The 16,167-nt window shown below is 72.1% G+C and carries 12 protein-coding genes; 6 read left to right on the top strand and 6 right to left on the bottom strand.

Features of this window, described 5'->3' with window-relative positions; all coding sequences use genetic code 11:
* Positions 1-19: 19 nt before the first annotated feature.
* Positions 20-1,897 (bottom strand): heavy metal translocating P-type ATPase, encoded by a 1,878-nt coding sequence (locus IEY61_RS10090; RefSeq protein WP_189042943.1) that lies wholly within the window; start codon positions 1,895-1,897, stop codon positions 20-22.
* Between the two features lie 296 nt (positions 1,898-2,193).
* Between IEY61_RS10090 and IEY61_RS10085 the strand changes: the two genes are divergently transcribed.
* Together IEY61_RS10085 and IEY61_RS10080 are read left to right on the top strand one after the other, a co-directional pair.
* On the top strand, positions 2,194-3,198 hold the full coding sequence (locus tag IEY61_RS10085) for an Acg family FMN-binding oxidoreductase (RefSeq protein ID WP_373293125.1): 1,005 nt from the start codon (positions 2,194-2,196) through the stop codon (positions 3,196-3,198).
* Between the two features lie 172 nt (positions 3,199-3,370).
* Positions 3,371-4,999 (top strand): sensor histidine kinase, encoded by a 1,629-nt coding sequence (locus IEY61_RS10080; RefSeq protein ID WP_373293130.1) that lies wholly within the window; start codon positions 3,371-3,373, stop codon positions 4,997-4,999.
* A 75-nt stretch (positions 5,000-5,074) separates the two neighbouring features.
* Here IEY61_RS10080 and IEY61_RS10075 read toward each other — a convergent pair whose 3' ends face one another.
* Positions 5,075-5,713 (bottom strand): response regulator, encoded by a 639-nt coding sequence (locus tag IEY61_RS10075; RefSeq protein ID WP_189042857.1) that lies wholly within the window; start codon positions 5,711-5,713, stop codon positions 5,075-5,077.
* A gap of 342 nt (positions 5,714-6,055) precedes the next feature.
* Between IEY61_RS10075 and IEY61_RS10070 the strand changes: the two genes are divergently transcribed.
* On the top strand, positions 6,056-7,030 hold the full coding sequence (locus IEY61_RS10070; protein WP_189042855.1) for an Acg family FMN-binding oxidoreductase: 975 nt from the start codon (positions 6,056-6,058) through the stop codon (positions 7,028-7,030).
* Positions 7,031-7,059: 29 nt separating this feature from the next.
* Here IEY61_RS10070 and IEY61_RS10065 read toward each other — a convergent pair whose 3' ends face one another.
* From IEY61_RS10065 to IEY61_RS10050, 4 genes are all read right to left on the bottom strand, one after another.
* Positions 7,060-8,064, bottom strand: coding sequence for an NAD-dependent epimerase/dehydratase family protein (locus IEY61_RS10065; RefSeq protein WP_189042853.1), 1,005 nt, complete (start codon positions 8,062-8,064; stop codon positions 7,060-7,062).
* A 322-nt stretch (positions 8,065-8,386) separates the two neighbouring features.
* A complete protein-coding gene (locus IEY61_RS10060) occupies positions 8,387-9,403 on the bottom strand; it encodes a LacI family DNA-binding transcriptional regulator (RefSeq protein ID WP_189042851.1) in 1,017 nt (338 codons plus the stop codon).
* 100 nt (positions 9,404-9,503) lie between these two features.
* On the bottom strand, positions 9,504-10,556 hold the full coding sequence (locus IEY61_RS10055) for a LacI family DNA-binding transcriptional regulator (protein WP_189042849.1): 1,053 nt from the start codon (positions 10,554-10,556) through the stop codon (positions 9,504-9,506).
* Between the two features lie 75 nt (positions 10,557-10,631).
* The gene (locus IEY61_RS10050; RefSeq protein ID WP_189042847.1) at positions 10,632-11,924 is read right to left on the bottom strand and encodes an extracellular solute-binding protein; all 1,293 of its coding nucleotides are present in this window, start codon (positions 11,922-11,924) and stop codon (positions 10,632-10,634) included.
* A 254-nt stretch (positions 11,925-12,178) separates the two neighbouring features.
* Here IEY61_RS10050 and IEY61_RS10045 point away from each other — a divergent pair, with 254 nt between their 5' ends.
* From IEY61_RS10045 to IEY61_RS10035, 3 genes are all read left to right on the top strand, one after another.
* A complete protein-coding gene (locus IEY61_RS10045) occupies positions 12,179-13,801 on the top strand; it encodes a glycoside hydrolase family 43 protein (RefSeq protein ID WP_189042845.1) in 1,623 nt (540 codons plus the stop codon).
* Between the two features lie 322 nt (positions 13,802-14,123).
* Positions 14,124-15,317 carry an endo-1,4-beta-xylanase gene (locus tag IEY61_RS10040; RefSeq protein ID WP_189042843.1) on the top strand — a complete coding sequence of 398 codons (1,194 nt, stop codon included), beginning with the start codon at positions 14,124-14,126 and terminating at the stop codon, positions 15,315-15,317.
* A gap of 179 nt (positions 15,318-15,496) precedes the next feature.
* Positions 15,497-16,144, top strand: a complete 648-nt coding sequence (locus tag IEY61_RS10035; protein ID WP_189042841.1) for a polysaccharide deacetylase family protein — start codon at positions 15,497-15,499, stop codon at positions 16,142-16,144.
* The last annotated feature ends 23 nt before the right edge of the window (positions 16,145-16,167 follow it).

Genomic DNA, 16,167 nt, shown 5'->3' with positions numbered 1-16,167 from the left:
CGCGCCGCGCGGCGGTCCGTCAGTCCGAGGGGCGGGGACCGCCGTGCAGCGCCCGCAGCGCGTTGAGGATCACCAGCACGTCGATCCCCTCCTGGAGGAACGCCCCGGCCACCGGCGGCAGTCGGCCGGCCGCCGCGAAACCCATCGCGATGACCGCCAGCCCCATCCCGACCGTGGCGCTCTGCACCGCGATCCGGCGGGCGTACCGGGCCACCTCGACCGCGTCGGCGAGCGGGTCCAGCCGGTCGACGGTGAGTACGGCGTCGGCGACGTCGGCCGAGGCGGTCGCCCCGGTGGCGCCCATGGCCACCCCCACGTGCGCCGCCGCCAGTGCCGGGGCGTCGTTCACCCCGTCACCGACCATGACGGTGACCGCCCGCCCCGCCTCGGCGCGTACCCGGGCGACCTTCTCCTGCGGCGTGCACCGGGCCAGCACGTCGTCCACGCCGACGGTGTCGGCCACCTGCCGGGCGGTGCCTTCCCGATCCCCGGTGACCATCACGATCCGGGTCAGCCCGGCCGCGCGCAGTCGCTGCACGGCCCGGGGCGCGTCGGGGCGTACCGGGTCGGTGAACAGGACGGCGCCGAGCGGAGCGTGTTCGTCGGCCACCCAGACCACCGAGTGCCCCGCCGCCTCGGCGCGGGACCGGGCCTGCTCGGCCCACCCGGGCAGGTCGCCGGTGAGCTGGCCGACCCGGACCGACCGTCCGTCGACCCGGCCGCGCACCCCCCGGCCGGGTTCCTCGACCACCTCCGTCGGCGTGCTCAGCCGCAGCCCCCGATCACCGGCGTGCCGCACCAGCGCCGCCGCCAGCACGTGTGGGGACAACTGCTCCGCCGAGGCGGCCAGCCGCAGCACCTCGTCGGGGTCGCCGCCGGGCGCGACGACGGTCTCGGTGACCCGGGGACGGCCGGCGGTGAGCGTGCCGGTCTTGTCGACCAGCAGGGTACGGGCCCGGCCCAGCACCTCCAGCGAACCCCCGTCGCGCACCAGCACGCCCCGACGGGCCACCCGGGACAGTCCGGAGACGATGGCGATCGGGGTGGCCAGCAGCAACGGGCACGGGGTCGCCACCACCAGCACCGCCACCGCCCGGACGAAATCCCCGGACAGCGCCCAGCCCAGGCCGGCCAGGACGAGGGTGAACGGGACGAAGGCCGCGGCGTACCGGTCGGCGAGCCGGACGGTCGGCGCCTTGCGGGCGGTCGCCTCCTCGGCCAGCCGGACGATTCCCGCGTAGGTGCTGCGCTCGGCGCTCTCGGTGGCCCGCAACCCGAACCCGGCACCGGCGTTGATCACGCCGCTGGCCACCGCCTCGCCCGCCGCCCGTTCGACCAGCCGGGACTCCCCGGTGACCACCGACTCGTCCAGGGTCGCCGGCGCCTCGGTGACACCGTCGACGGCGACCACGTCACCCGGGCCGACCAGCAGCCGGTCCCCCACCGCCACCCGGTCCACCGGTACCACCTCGACGCCGCCGTCGGCGGTGCGCCGCCGCGCGGTGCGCGGCGCCCGTTCGAGCAGGGCCCGCAGGTCCCGGGTCGCCCGGCCCTGCGCGTACGCCTCCAGGGTCCGGCCGGTCGCCAGCATCACCGCGATCACGGCCCCGGCCAGGTACTCCCCGACGCCGAGCGCGCCGGCCAGCGCCAGCACCGCGATCACGTCCACGCCGAACTTGCGCCGCCACAGGTCGCGCAGCACGCAGGCGGCGGCGGGCAGCAGCGCGATCAGCGTGACCACCGCCCACACCGCGTCGGCCGCGCCGGCTCGCCCGGACAGCCACAGCACCGCCCCGACCAGCACCAGCGCGGTCAGTCCGGTCAGCGGTGTCCACAACCCCCACCGGATGCGCCGCCGACCGGGCTGATCGCGCCGCCGCGCCGGCCGCTCCGGCAGGCACTCCCCGGACCGGTCGGGCTCGGGCCGTTCGGGTCGCGCCGGCGGGACCTCGGGCCCGCGCTCCCGCTCGCCGCGCCGCGGCCCGTCCGCCGCCGACTCCTCGCCCACCTGCGGATCGTCCCAACATCCGAGGCTCGGTGTCGGGCGCTCCGGCCAGATTCCGGGCCGGAGTGCCCGTCCGGGCGGGACCAGCGGACCGTGCGAACGGGCCGCCGATGGCACAGGATGGACCCGACCCGCCCCGCGGCCGGCGCGCGGTGCGGCACGATGTTACCGACGGAAAGGTCGTGACGATGAGCCAGCAGACGCCGACTAGCCACCGCCCGCTGACCACCGCCCTCGCGGAAGCCGCCGCGATGGCCGGCCACGCGCCGTCGGTGCACAACACCCAGCCGTGGCGCTGGCGGGTGCTGCCCGAGGCACTGGAGTTGCGGATGGTCCGCGACCGCCGGTTGGCGGCCACCGACCCGACCGGCGAGTTGGTGACGCTCAGCTGCGGCGCCGCGCTGCACCACGCCCGGTTGGCGCTGGCCGCCGAGGGTTGGACGGCGAGCGTGCACCGGATGCCCGACCCGGACGAGCCGGATCTGCTCGCCCGACTGACCGATCTGCAGCCCACCGGCGCCGAACCGGACGCGATGCGCATGGTGCAGTGCATGCGGGTGCGAAACACCGACCGGCGGCCGGTCAGCGACGAGGCCGTCGCCGAGGAGACACTGGCCGCGATCGCCACGGCCGCCGCCGCGGAGGGCGCCCGCCTGGAGATTCTCGACCGCGACCAGGTCCTGCAACTGGCCGCGGCCGCCTCGCACGCCGCGTCGGTCGAGGCGGAGGATCCCCAACTGCGCGAGGAACTGGCCTACTGGACCAGCCGCTCCGGCGGGGTCGGGCTCACCCCGGAGGTGCTGCCCGAGCAGGCGCCGCAGACCACCGTCCCGGGACGGGACTTCGGCCGCCCCGGCAGCCTGCCGGTCGGGCCCGGGCACGACCAGGCGGCGTCGTACGGGGTGCTGCACGGGGACGAGGACAGCCCGGTCGACTGGCTGCGCGCCGGCGAGGCGCTGTCGGCCGCCTGGCTGCTCGCCACCCGGTCGGGTGTCTCGGTGGTGCCGCTCAGCGGGGTGGTGGAGGTGCCGGGCACCCGGCAGATCCTGCGTCAGGTGCTCTCCGGGCTGGGCCAGCCGTACCTCGTCCTGCGTCTCGGGTTCGCGGACCCGGCCCACGCCGGTCCGCCGCACACCCCGCGGCTGCCGCGCGAGCAGGTGGTGGACACCTCGGCGGTCGACGGCACCGCCTGACCGGGCCGCGCGCCTCGGCCCCGCCCTGCCGCCCGGGCCGCGCGGCGTTCTCAGCCGGTGGCTTGCCGGATAGCATCGCGGGGTGACCGCTGCCCCGAATCCCCGGCAGGATCCGCCCTCGCTCGGGCTGAGCCCGCTGTCCCGGGTCCGTCTGGACGAGCTGCTCCAGGAGATGCTGGACCGGGTCGGCGAGGTGGTGACGAGCCGGGAACGGCTGCGCGCGCTGCTCGACGCGGTGGTCGGGATCGGCACCGACCTGGATCTGCGCAGCACCCTGCAACGGATCGTGCAGTCGGCCTGCGACCTGGCCGGTGCCCGGTACGGCGCGCTCGGCGTGATCGGCCCCGACCGGACGCTGCACGACTTCATCACCCACGGCATCTCCCCGGAACTGCACGCGAAGATCGGTGACCTGCCGCACGGCCGGGGCGTGCTCGGCCTGCTCATCGACGAACCGAAACCGCTGCGGATGCCGGACATCACCCAGCACCCACGCTCCTACGGGTTCCCGCCGCACCATCCGCCGATGCACACCTTCCTCGGGGTGCCGGTGCGCATCCGCGACCAGGTCTTCGGCAACCTCTACCTGGCCGAGAAGCAGGGCGGCGCCCAGTTCACCGACGACGACGAGGAGATCGTCGTGGCGCTCGCGGCGGCGGCCGGCGTGGCGATCGAGAACGCCCGGCTGTACGCGCTGGCGCACCGTCGGGAACGCTGGCTGGCCGCCACCGCCGAGATCACCTCCCTGCTGCTCGGCGAGGTACGCCGCACCGACGCGCTGACGTTGGTGGCCCGCCGCGCCCGGGAGGTCGCCGAGGCCGAGCTGGCCCTGGTGCTGCTCTACGACGACGAGGCCGACCACTACACCGTGGAGGTCGTCGACGGCGCGGGCACCCAGGCCCGCGCCCTGGTCGGCACGGTGCTGCCGGCCGCCGACACCAGCTTCGCCGGCCCGGTCGCGCAGGGGCGGCACGACTCGGTGGACGATCTGGCGCACGCGGCGCCGTGGCCGGCGGTGTTGCACACCGGGCCGGCGGTGATCTCTCCGCTGGCCACCGCCGACACGCTGCACGGCGTCCTGGTGATCGCGTACGGCACCGAGCACGGCGGCGCCACCGACGACGACGTGACGCTGCTGGGCAGCTTCGCCGGGCAGGCCGCGCTGGCCATGGAACGCGCCCGGGGCCAGGAGGAACGGGAGCAGTTGGTGGTCCTAGAGGACCGCGAGCGGATCGCCCGGGACCTGCACGACGTGGTCATCCAGCGGCTCTTCGCCACCGGCCTGCAGTTGCAGAGCGCGGTGCCGCTGGCGGCCCGGCCCGAGGTGGCCAAGCGGGTCAACGCCGCGGTCGACGACCTGGACGCCACCATCAAGGACATCCGCCGCACCATCTTCGAGCTGCGCAGCCCAGTGAGCGCGGCGCTGCGCACCGAGATCCGCGAGGCGGTGGAGGTGGCCGCGGAATCGCTGGGCTTCCGGCCCCGACTGGAGCTGACCGGCCCGATCGACAGCGCCGTCCCGGACGCGGTCCGCCCCGACCTCACCGCCGTGCTCCGCGAGGCCCTGTCCAACGCCGTACGCCACGCCAAGGCGTCGGCGGTGTCGGTGTCGGTGGCCGTGGAAGCCACCCGGGTCACCCTCCGCGTCACCGACGACGGGGTGGGCTGCGACCCGGCCGCCGCCCGGGGCGGGCTGGTGAACCTGCGCGAACGCGCCGAGCGCCACGACGGCATCTTCGAGGTACGCCGTGCCGAGCCGCGCGGCACCGAACTGCACTGGTCGATTCCCCTGCGCGACTGACCCGACCCGGGCCGGTGTCGGTCGCGGTTGCCCGGCCGCAGTTGATCAGCCCGTGGGCAGGTCCGCCGGCCGGGGTCAGCGGGTCTTGCCGAGCAGGCGGGTGGCCAGAACGGCCGCCTGGGTACGCCGTTCCAGGCCGAGCTTGGCCAACACGCTGGAGACGTAGTTCTTGACCGTCTTCTCGGCCAGGAACATCTTGCCGGCGATCTCCCGGTTGGTCAGCCCCTCGGCGACGTACTCCAGGATCCGCCGTTCCTGCTCGGTGAGCGACTGCAGCTCGCGGGGCTGCTCCACGCCACTGCGGATGCGCTCCAGCACCCGGGTGGTGATCGCCGGGTCGAGCAGCGACTGGCCGGCCGCGACCCGGCGTACCGCGTCGACCAGGTCGGTGCCGCGGATCTGCTTGAGCACGTACCCGGAGGCCCCGGCCATGATCGCGGCGAACAGCGCCTCGTCGTCCTCGTACGAGGTGAGGATCAGTCCCTTGATCGAGGAGTCCACCGCCCGGATGTCGCGGCAGACGTCGATGCCGTTGCCGTCTGGCAGCCGGGCGTCGAGGATCGCCACGTCGGGCCGCAGCGCCGGGATGCGGCGGGCCGCCTCCTGGGCCGAGCCGGAGTCACCCACCACCTCGATGTCCCCGCTGGCGTGCAGCAGGTCGGCAAGGCCACGACGCACGACCTCATGATCGTCAAGCAGAAATACCCGAATCACCCCCCCTTTCTACCCCCTCCCACCCACTCCCCACCCGGGCCAAAGGTCCCAACTCCCCACCCACCCACCCACCCACCCACCCCACCCACCCCACCCCGTCCCACCGTTGATCATGAGGTTAGCGGCAGTTTTGGAGATCAAGAACGCCGCTAACCTCATGATCAACGCGAGGGGGCGGGGTGGGGGCGGGGTGGGGGCGGGGTGGGGGCGGGGTGGGGGCGGGGTGGGGGCGGGGTGGGGTGGGGTGGGGGGTCCCGAGAGGTCGGGACATCCGGCCCTGCTGGGTGGGGGTGGTGGGGGCGCAGTGTGGGGGTGTACGGCGAGCGCGAGGGGGGCAGGACGATGGAGAGCGGTTACACCGTTGAGCAGCTGCGGGTTGCGGCGACCGATGCGGTCCGCGCGCCGTCCCTGCACAACATTCAGCCGTGGCGGTTCCGGCTGCGCGACGGCGGGATCGAGGTCCTCGTCGACGCGGCCCGCCGGTTGCCCGCGACCGACCCGAGCGGCTGGGGTGCCCGGGTCGCCTGCGGGGCGGCGCTGTTCAACCTGCGCCTGGCGCTGGCGGTGGCCGGTGCGCCGGCCACGGTCCGACTGCGCCCGTACCCGTCGCAACCGGATGTGGTGGCCCGGCTGACGCCGGATCTGCCGCGCCGACCCACCCCCGCCGAGCAGATCCTGTACGCGGCCATCCCCCGCCGGTTCAGCAACCGTGCCCCGTTCTGGCCCGATCCGGTGCCGGCGGACGCGCGCTGGCGGCTCGGCGAGGCGGCCCGCGCCGAGTTCTGCTGGCTGGAGCTGCTGATCGGGATCAGCGCGGTCAACGCGTTCGCCGAGATCGCACACGGCGCACACCGGGTCCTCGAACGCGATCCGGCCTACCGGGCGGAGCGGGAGGCATGGGTCCGCGCCGCGCACGCACCCGACGGCGTACCCGCCGCCGCCGGTGGCCCGCACGCCGAACCGCAGGACCTGCTTCCGTCGCGCAGCTTCGGCGGCCGGCCACGGTCGCCGGGGCGCGACTTCGAGCCGGAGCCGCTGGTCGCGGTGCTCGGCTCGGCCGGCAACACCGCCGTCGACCAGGTCGTCGCCGGCCAGGCGTTGCAACGGGTGCTGCTCACCGCCACCGACGCCGGCCTGTCGGCCTCGATGTTGTCCCAGCCGGTCGAGGTTCCCTCGGCGCGGGAACAGCTCCGGATGTCGCTGGGCCGCTTCGGCACGCCCCAGATGGTGCTGCGGATCGGGTACGGCCAACCCGGCCGGCCAACCCCCCGCCGTCGGCTGGACGAGGTGCTGGACCTGCCGGTACACCAGGGGTAGGCGTTTCCGGCGGGACCGGCCGGAGCCGACTAGCCCGCGCGGATCGCGGTGAGCAGCGCGGCCTCCCGCGTCGGGTCGAGGCCGATCGGCGCCCGGGCCGGCCGACCGGCCCGGGCCGGGACCTCGCCGACCCGGCGCAGCCACGACCATGTGTCCGCGACGGTGTCGGCCACCGGACGGCAGGTCAGCCCGTCGGCGTACGCGCGCTCGACGTCCATCTCCTGCATCCAGCGGTACTCGTGGCCCGGCGGGATCCAGATCGGCAGGTCGTTCCAGGGCGTCACGCCGGCGGCCAGGACCCGTTCCGGCTCGGCCCAGCGCAGCCGGGCGTCGGCGCCGGTGGCCGAGACACAGGCGGCGAGCAGCTCACCGATGGTGGTGTGCCCGGACCGGCTCACCACGTTGACCGCGCCGCTACACCCGGCGGCGCCGGCGTCCAGCAGGAAGGCCGCCAGGTCCCGCACGTCGACGTACTGCACCGGCAGGTCGGCCGGGCCCGGCGCGAGGACCTCGCCGCCTCGGGCGACGCGAGCCAGCCACCACGGCAGCCGGCCGATGTCCTCCCCCGGGCCGAGGATCAGCCCGGCCCGGGCGAGCAGCAGGCGCTCGCCGAACTCCGCGTGCAACGCGCGCTCGGCACCGGCCTTCAGCATCGGGTAGTCCCCGTCGGCGGCGTCCGGGTCCGCCCGCAGCACCGGGGCCTGCTCGGTCACCGCGATCGGCACCGGCGGCGCGTAGACGGCGCCGGTGGAGACGTAGACGTAACGGCCCACCCGGCCGGCCAGGGCCCGCGCCCCCGCCCGCGCGGCCCGGGGCGCGCCGTCCCAGGTGTCGACGACGACGTCCCATTTCCCGTCGGCCAGCGCGGCCAGCCCGGCGTGCGCCGTCCGGTCACCCACCAGTCGCCGTATGCCTGGTGGAGGCGTGCCGTGCCGTCCCCGGTTGAACATCGTGACGGACCAGCCACGGTGGACGGCCTCCGCGACCGTCGCCCCGCCCACGAATCCCGTTCCGCCCAGCATGAGAAGTCGCATGCGGATCACCCTGCCGCTCGCCGGCCGGCGCCGGGACACCTGTTCACCGTCGGCGGATCTGCCGTGGGCAGAACGGCCGCGCGGCCCGGCAACCGGTCTGGGTCGGCCGGCCAGGACGGGGTCGCCCACGCCGGCCGGACGCCTGATTGTCCGGCCGACGTGGGCTCGGTCGACGGTGCCGCGGGCACGGCGGGCTACCACCCGACCGGCTCCTTCAAGCGAAGGTTCGCACCAGCAATCGTGGGCTGCATCCGATACGGGAGTCAACAACTTCCGGAAAAGTATCGGTAGCCGGCTCGGGCCGGTCCGCTGCAGCTGCGCCTCAGGCGACCCGGGCAGCGCTGTCCCGGATGACCAGTTCGGTGGCCAACTCGACCCGAGGACTCTCCACCTTCTCCCCCTTGGCCAACCGCAGCACCGTACGCGCCGCCAACATCCCCATCTCCGCCAACGGCTGACGCACCGTGGTCAACGGCGGCGAACACCACCGCACCTCCGGCAGATCATCGAAACCCACCACACTGATGTCATCCGGCACCCGCAGACCCCGCTGCCGCACCGCCTCGTACACACCCAACGCCATCTGATCACTGGAAGCGAAAAACGCCGTCGGCGGATCCGCCAACCCCAACAACCGCACCCCACCGGCAAACCCGGCCTCGTGATAAAAGTCCCCCGGGCACACGAGTTCCTCGTCGAAGGTGAGCCCGGCGGCTTCCAGCGCCGCCCGATAGCCGTCCATCCGGGCCCGGCTGCACATCAGCTGCGCCGGCCCGGCAATGAACCCGATCCGCCGGTGCCCCAGACCGATCAGATATTCCGTCGCCCGCAGCCCGCCGGCCCAGTTGGTGGCGCCGATCGCCGGGGCGTCGCGCGCCGGCAGACCGTCGGCGTCGACGACCACCACCGGGATGTCGAGCTGGCGCAGCTCGGCCTGCAACGGCGGCTCGACCATGGAAGTCACGAAGATGACCCCGTCGGTGCCACGCCGGCGCATGCCCTCCAGCCACTGTTCGGCGGAGGAGGTCTGGCGGTGGATGGCGGAGACGACCGTGCCCACCCCCACGGCGTGCGCCACATCCTCCACACCCCGAATGATCTCCACCGCCCACGGGCTGTCCAGATCGTTGAAAACCAGATCCAACAACCCCGAACTCGCCCGCATACTCGCCGGACGACGCCGATAACCATGCCGCGTCAGCAACTCCTCCACCCGCGCACGAGTCTGCGGAGCCACATCCGAACGACCATTGATCACCCGAGACACCGTCGGCACCGACACCCCGGCCAGGTCGGCGATCACCGAGATGGTGACCTTGCGGGCTTCTCTGGCAGCCACGACACTCCCTAGCCAAGGTGACAGCCCGCGCGACGATCAGGGACGGCCGGGACGGGCTGCCGGCTGCCATCCCCACCCTAATACCGAGAATTTCACTCGCCTACCGGTAGTTGGTCGGTTCACACCTGAAGGATCCGTTTCGCGGAGCCGCCGCGCTGTCCCGGATGACCAGTTCGGTGGCCAACTCGACCCGAGGGCTCTCCACCTTCTCCCCCTTGGCCAACCGCAGCACCGTACGCGCCGCCAACATCCCCATCTCCGCCAACGGCTGACGCACCGTGGTCAACGGCGGCGAACACCACCGCACCTCCGGCAGATCATCGAAACCCACCACACTGATGTCATCCGGCACCCGCAGACCCCGCTGCCGCACCGCCTCGTACACACCCAACGCCATCTGATCACTGGAAGCGAAAATCGCCGTCGGCGGATCCGCCAACCCCAACAACCGCACCCCACCGGCAAACCCGGCCTCGTGATAAAAGTTGCCGGGCTGGATCAGCCGGTCGTCGATCGGGATGCCGGCTGTCTCCAACGCCGCCCGATAGCCGTCCATCCGCGCCCGGCTGCACATCAACTGCGGCAGGCCGGCAATGAACCCGATCCGCCGGTGCCCCAGACCGATCAGATATTCCGTCGCCCGCAGGCTGCCCGCCCAGTTGGTGGCTCCCACCATCGGCGCCTCCTGAGCGGGGACACCGGCCGGGTCCACGATCACCACGGGAATGTTGAGCCGACGCAGTTCGGCCTGCTGCGGCCCTTCGAGGGTGGAGGTCACGAAGATGACCCCCTCCGTCGAACGGGTGCGGATGTTGTCGAGCCACTGCTTGGCCGAGGAGGTACGACGGTGGATGGCGGAGACGACCGTGCCCACCCCCACGGCGTGCGCCACATCCTCCACACCCCGAATGATCTCCACCGCCCACGGGCTGTCCAGATCGTTGAAAACCAGATCCAACAACCCGGAACTCGCCCGCATGCTCGGCGGACGACGCCGATAACCATGCCGCGTCAGCAACTCCTCCACCCGCGCACGAGTCTGCGGAGCCACATCCGAACGACCATTGATCACCCGAGACACCGTCGGCACCGACACCCCGGCCAGGCGAGCGATCGCCGCGATGGTCACTGTGCGGTTGTCGTTGGCAGCCACCCGGCGCCTCCCTCTCACTCGTCCCGTGGCGCTGGCGGGCGGGGTGCCGGCGGCGTCCACCGGTCCCGCTCGTCGCTACTGGCTCCTTGCCACCGCGGTGATGTCCTTGACGATCTGGTCCGGCCGCTTGGAACCGGCGACCAACTGGGCGACGCTGTCGTTGATCTGACCGCCGACCGCCGGCGGGAACGCCTGGTCGAGGTAGAGCTGGAACCCGGTCGCGACGGCCAGGTGCGCCGCCACCACCTGGTTGTTCGGGTCCTTGATCTGGCCGACGGCGGCCAGGTTGGTCGGCAGCACGACACCGGTCTGGGCGGCCCGGCGCTGATTCTCCGCCCGCAACAGCGTCCGCAGGAAGTCCACCGTCCTGGGCGGTGCGCCCCGTCCCACCGCGAAGCCGTTGCCGCCGCCGAGCACGTCGGTGGCCTCGCCCTTGCCACCCTCGACGGCCGGGAAGGTGAAGAAGCCGAGCCGGCTGCCGATGCCGCGCTTGCTGGTCGACGACGACGCCTGGATCGAGGGGGCCCACTGGCCCATCAGCTCCATGGCGGCCTCGCCGTTGCCGATCGCCGCGGCCTGTCCGTCCGGGGCGCCGTACTCCGCGCGTCGGAAGCCCGGCTGGAACGGCTTCATCGCGACCAGTTCCAGGAACCGCTCACCGGCGGCCACGAAGTCCGGGGTGTCGAAGTTGCCGTCCAGTGCCGCACGCTGCAGCGGCCCCATGCCGCCGATCCGCATCGCGAGGTACGCCCAGTAGAAGTGCGCCGGCCACTTGTCCTTGCCGGCGAGCGCCATGGGCACGATGTTGGCGGACTTGAGCTTGTCGACCGCCTCCAGCAACTGGGCCCAGGTGGTCGGGGGCGAGGCGATGCCGGCATCGGCGAAGAGATCCCGGTTGTACCAGAAACCCACCATGCCCAGGTCGAACGGGACGGCGTAGAGCCGACCATCCACGGTGTACGGCTGCAGGGCGGCCGGCAGCAGCTGGCCGACCCACGGCGCCGCCTCATCGGTGATGTCCTTGACCAGGCCCGCGGTGACCTGCTCCCGCAGCAGGCCACCGCCCCAGGACTGGAACAGGTCCGGCGGCGAACCGGCCTTGCTGGCCTTGACCAGCGCCGCCTTGAACACCTCGTTCTCTCGCGGCTCGATGTTGATCGTGACGTGGTCGTGCCGGACCTCGTACACCCGCGCCATCTCGGCCCAGACCGGAAGCATGGGCTCGGTGTCCTGGATGTGCCACCACTTGATTGTCTGCGGGTCCTCGGAGCCGCTGGACTCCTCACTCGCACAGCCCCCTAGCAGGACAGCACCGGCGCCGAGACCGGCCAGCCCGAGCAGCGACCTACGGGAGATGTGCGCTGTCATGGATTGTCCCTTCGAGAGTGTATGAGTACGCGGATCGGTGCCGCGGATGGTGAGTGGCCAGGGCAGGCAGGCCGGAAGTTTCAGCTCAAGGCCGGTATTTTCGATGCGATGGCGGGCACGTTACGACGCGTTGACGTACGCGGTCAAGAGGGCTGTCGCAAGCGGACCACAGTCGATAGCGTGAGCGGATTCCGGGCACATCTGGTGGGGGACTTCCGGAAATCCACCGGTACCAAATCTTGAAGGAGTCGCACATGTCGACCGAGATCGCGGACCTGACCACCACCCGGTCCATCCGCAACCCCGTGCTCCCCGGTTTCCACCCGGACCCGTCCATCCTGCGTGTCGGCGACGACTACTACCTGGCCACCTCAACCTTCGAATGGTACCCGGGCGTACGGGTGCACCACTCCAGGGACCTCGTGCACTGGCGCACCCTGGGCGGCATCATCACCGAACGCCGCCTGCTCGACCTGCGCGGTTGCGGCGACTCCAACGGGATCTGGGCCCCCGACCTGAGCTGGCACGACGGGCTGTTCCACCTCGTCTACAGCGACGTGGCGAGCTTCGCCAGCGGCTACTGGGACGCACAGAACTTCCTCACCACCGCGCCGGCCATCACCGGCCCGTGGTCGGATCCGGTCCGGCTGCACTCGCACGGCTTCGACGCCGAACTCTTCCACGACGAGGACGGCACCACCTGGCTGCTGTCGATGAGCGCCGACTGGCGGCCCGGCCGCAACCGCTTCGGCGGCATCGAGATCCAGCAGTACGACCGGGTCCGCCAGCGGCTGGTCGGCGAGTCCCGGATCATCTTCACCGGCACCGACGTCGGCCTGACCGAGGCTCCGCACCTCTACCGTCGCGACGGCTGGTACTGGCTGGTCACCGCCGAGGGCGGCACCAGCTGGGAGCATCAGGTCACCGTGGCCCGCTCGCGCGAGCTGTTCGGGCCGTACGAGGTCGACCCGGCCGGGCCGCTGCTCACCTCGGTCGGCCGGCCGGACCTCGCCCTCCAGAAGGCCGGCCACGGCAGCCTGGTCCGCACCCAGGGCGGCGACTGGTACCTCGCCCACCTGGTCGGGCGCCCCTACACCCCGCTCGGTAACTGCGTCCTCGGACGGGAGACCGCGCTACAGAAGGTCGAGTGGCCGTCGGGCGCCTGGCCCAGCATCCCCGGCGGTATCCCGGCCGACGAGATTCCCGCACCGGACCTGCCGTCGCATCCCTGGCCCGACGAGCCGACCACCGACCACTTCGACGCGCCCGAGCTGGCCACCTGCTGGTCGACGCTGCGCCGGCCGGCCACCGACGACTGGATCGACCTGCGGTCCCGCCGGTCGCACCTGCGGATCTACGGGGGACAGTCGCCGGTGGGCAGGCAGACGCCGAGCCTGGTGGCGCGGCGGGTGGGAGCGGCGCACTGCGCGCTGGAGACGGTCGTCGAGTTCGAACCCGGCGACCATCGGCACCTGGCCGGGATCGCCGGCTACTACAACACCCAGAACTGGCACTATTTTTACCTGACCCGCGCCGACGACGGCCGGGTGGTGCTGGAGCTGCTCAGCTGCGACAGTGGCCGCCGTACGGCGTACCCGCAGCTCACGATCGACACCGACGGCGCCGGCCGGGTCGGGCTGCGGGTGACGTTCGACGGCCCGGTGCTGCGCTTCGGCTACGACCTGGGCGACGGCTGGCAGCAACTGCCCGTCGAACTGGACGCCACCATCCTCTCCGACGAGCACGCTGCCATGATCATCGACGGCGAACCGGCCGCCTGGGGCTTCACCGGCTCGCTGCTCGGGCTGTGGGTGCAGGACCTCGGCGGCGACGGTCGTTACGCCGACTTCGACCACGCCACCTATCTCGAACACTGACGCCGCCCCACCGCCCGGCCCCGGTCGCCTTCCGTCTGAGCGGCCACCGGGGTGCCGGGGGCACCGATAGTTCCGATATCAACGCGATCGCCGCCAACAGCGCGTATGGCGGTTTTCCGAAACTCTCCGTGGTTGACGTCAGGGATCGATGGCCCTAATGTTTCGGAGAAGTTATCGGATTCTATCCGGAACTATCGGCGCCGCTCACGAGCGATTGCCTGCCCCGCGCGGCGTCGATCCTCGCCTCCGACTCACCGGCACCTGATCCGAGCCCCGCCCTTCATGATCGATGTTTATCGATCAATATCCGGAAGGAAGGCAGATGAAGCTGAGAAGGTGGGTGTCCATCGCCACGGTCTCCCTCGCGACCATGGCGGCGTTGAACACCGTGCCGGCCACCGCCGGCAAGCCGTACGACCCGACCAAACAGACCCTGGGCGCGCTCGGCCTGCGCCACGGTCTCCAGATCGGCACCGCGGTCGACATCGCCGCCCTCAACGACGGCAGCAACCCGCAGTACCTTCGGATCACCGCCGCCGAGTTCACCTCGGTGACCGCCGAGAACGCGATGAAGTGGGAGAGCCTGGAGCCCACCCGCGGCAAATACAACTGGGGCCCGGCCGACCAACTCGTCGATTTCGCCAAGCGCAACAAACAGAGCGTGCGCGGCCACGTGCTGGTCTGGCACAACCAGCTGCCCGCGTGGTTGACCACCGGCGTCGCCGACGGCTCCATCAGCAAGCAGGAGCTGCGCGAGTTGCTGCGCAAGCACATCACCACCGTGGTGAGCCGCTACAAGGGCAAGGTCTGGCAGTGGGACGTGGTCAACGAGGCGGTCAGCGACCCCTGGGACAACCCCCCGACCCTGCACTACAAGGGCTTCTGGGCCCAGCACCTCGGGCCCGGCTATCTCGCCGACGCGTTCCGCTGGGCGCGCGCCGCCGACCCGAAGGCGCTGCTGTTCTACAACGACTACAACATCGAGGCGTTCGGCTCGGGCAACCCGGCCGACGACAAGACGCAGTTCGTCTACGACATGGTGCGGGGACTGCGCGCGCAGGGCGTCCCGATCGACGGCGTCGGCTCCCAGGGACACCTGGGCACCCAGTACGGCAACTACAACACCTTCCAGGTGATCGAGGCGCTGAAGAAGTTCACCGCGCTCGGTGTCGCCACCGCCTTCACCGAGGTCGACGTCCGTAGCCAGCTGACCGACGGCGTCCAGGCCGGCGACTCGGAGGAGATCAACCCCAGGTTGCAGGCCTCGGCGGCCAACTTCAGCGTGCTGATGAAGGCCTGCCTCGCCGTACGCAGCTGCCTGTCGTACACCGTCTGGGGTTTCAGCGACCGGCACTCCTGGGTGCCGGGCTGGTTCGACGACCCGCCGGAGGGCCTGGCCACCATCTACGACGAGAACTACCAGGCCAAGCTCGCGTACCACGAGATCAAGTCTGACCTGATGCTCGCTGGCCCGCCGTACGTCCTCCCCCGCATCACCCCCAAACCCCGCCGCTGACCGTGCAAGGAAGGGCCCCTTATTAACGCCTGCGGTAGAGAAAGGGCCCCCTCTTAACAGTCGGCATCGATGCGGTCCGGGTGGGGTGCCGTCCCGCCCCACCCGGATCCCGCAGGCAAGCCCACCGCCGCCAGCAGGCCCCGGGGTGACCGCCACCCCCGCCACGGAAGGTCTGACCGATGCACACCCTGCGAAGCCCGCAGCTCACCACCGCGTCCGGGCCGGGTGCGGCGGTACGCCCCGTCGAGGCCATCGGCACCGAGCGCGTCGTCTGCCTAACCTTCGACGACGGACCACACCCGGTGCACACCCCGCGCCTGCTCGACGTGCTGGCCGCCCACGACGTACGGGCGGTCTTCTTCCTCCAGGGCGACCAGGCCGCCGGCCACCACGACCTGGTCCGCCGGATCACCGCCGCCGGGCACGCGTTCGGCAATCACGGTATGCACCATGACGACATGAGCGGCTGGGCCGCCGGCCGGATCGCCTCGGATCTGTTGCAGACCACCGCCGTCATCCGCCAGGCCGTGCCGCACGCACAGGTCCCCTGGTTCCGGGCCCCGTACGGCGCGTGGGGGCAGACCCCGACGGTGGCGACCGCGCTGGGAATGCGGCCGATGGGCTGGCGGCTGGCGGTCACCGACTGGGAACCGCCCGGCACCGGTGAGCTGGTCCGTCGCCTCACCGAGGGGGTCTCCCCCGGCGCGGTGGTGCTGTTGCACGACGGCGGCGGCGACCGCAGCCAGACCGTCGACGCCGTCGACCGCGTCATTCCCGCCTTGCGGGCTCAGGGCTGGCGTTTCGCGCTGCCCGACGATTCCCGGTAGTCGGGGCCCCGGCCCCTGTGGTA

It is taken from the genome of Micromonospora sonchi (genome assembly GCF_014646235.1).
GTDB lineage: Bacteria > Actinomycetota > Actinomycetes > Mycobacteriales > Micromonosporaceae > Micromonospora > Micromonospora sonchi.
Note: the sequence above shows the minus strand (reverse complement) of the source record. Positions and strands in the feature narration are given on the sequence as shown.

What these genes read in the sequence shown, in the direction of transcription:
- IEY61_RS10085 (WP_373293125.1), top strand. Translation starts at nt 2,194, where the DNA reads ATGAGCCAGCAGACGCCGACTAGCCACCGCCCGCTGACCACCGCCCTC.
- IEY61_RS10080 (WP_373293130.1), top strand. Translation starts at nt 3,371, where the DNA reads ATGCTGGACCGGGTCGGCGAGGTGGTGACGAGCCGGGAACGGCTGCGC.
- IEY61_RS10070 (WP_189042855.1), top strand. Translation starts at nt 6,056, where the DNA reads ATGGAGAGCGGTTACACCGTTGAGCAGCTGCGGGTTGCGGCGACCGAT.
- IEY61_RS10065 (WP_189042853.1), bottom strand. Translation starts at nt 8,064, where the DNA reads ATGCGACTTCTCATGCTGGGCGGAACGGGATTCGTGGGCGGGGCGACG.
- IEY61_RS10050 (WP_189042847.1), bottom strand. Translation starts at nt 11,924, where the DNA reads ATGACAGCGCACATCTCCCGTAGGTCGCTGCTCGGGCTGGCCGGTCTC.
- IEY61_RS10045 (WP_189042845.1), top strand. Translation starts at nt 12,179, where the DNA reads ATGTCGACCGAGATCGCGGACCTGACCACCACCCGGTCCATCCGCAAC.
- IEY61_RS10040 (WP_189042843.1), top strand. Translation starts at nt 14,124, where the DNA reads ATGAAGCTGAGAAGGTGGGTGTCCATCGCCACGGTCTCCCTCGCGACC.
- IEY61_RS10035 (WP_189042841.1), top strand. Translation starts at nt 15,497, where the DNA reads ATGCACACCCTGCGAAGCCCGCAGCTCACCACCGCGTCCGGGCCGGGT.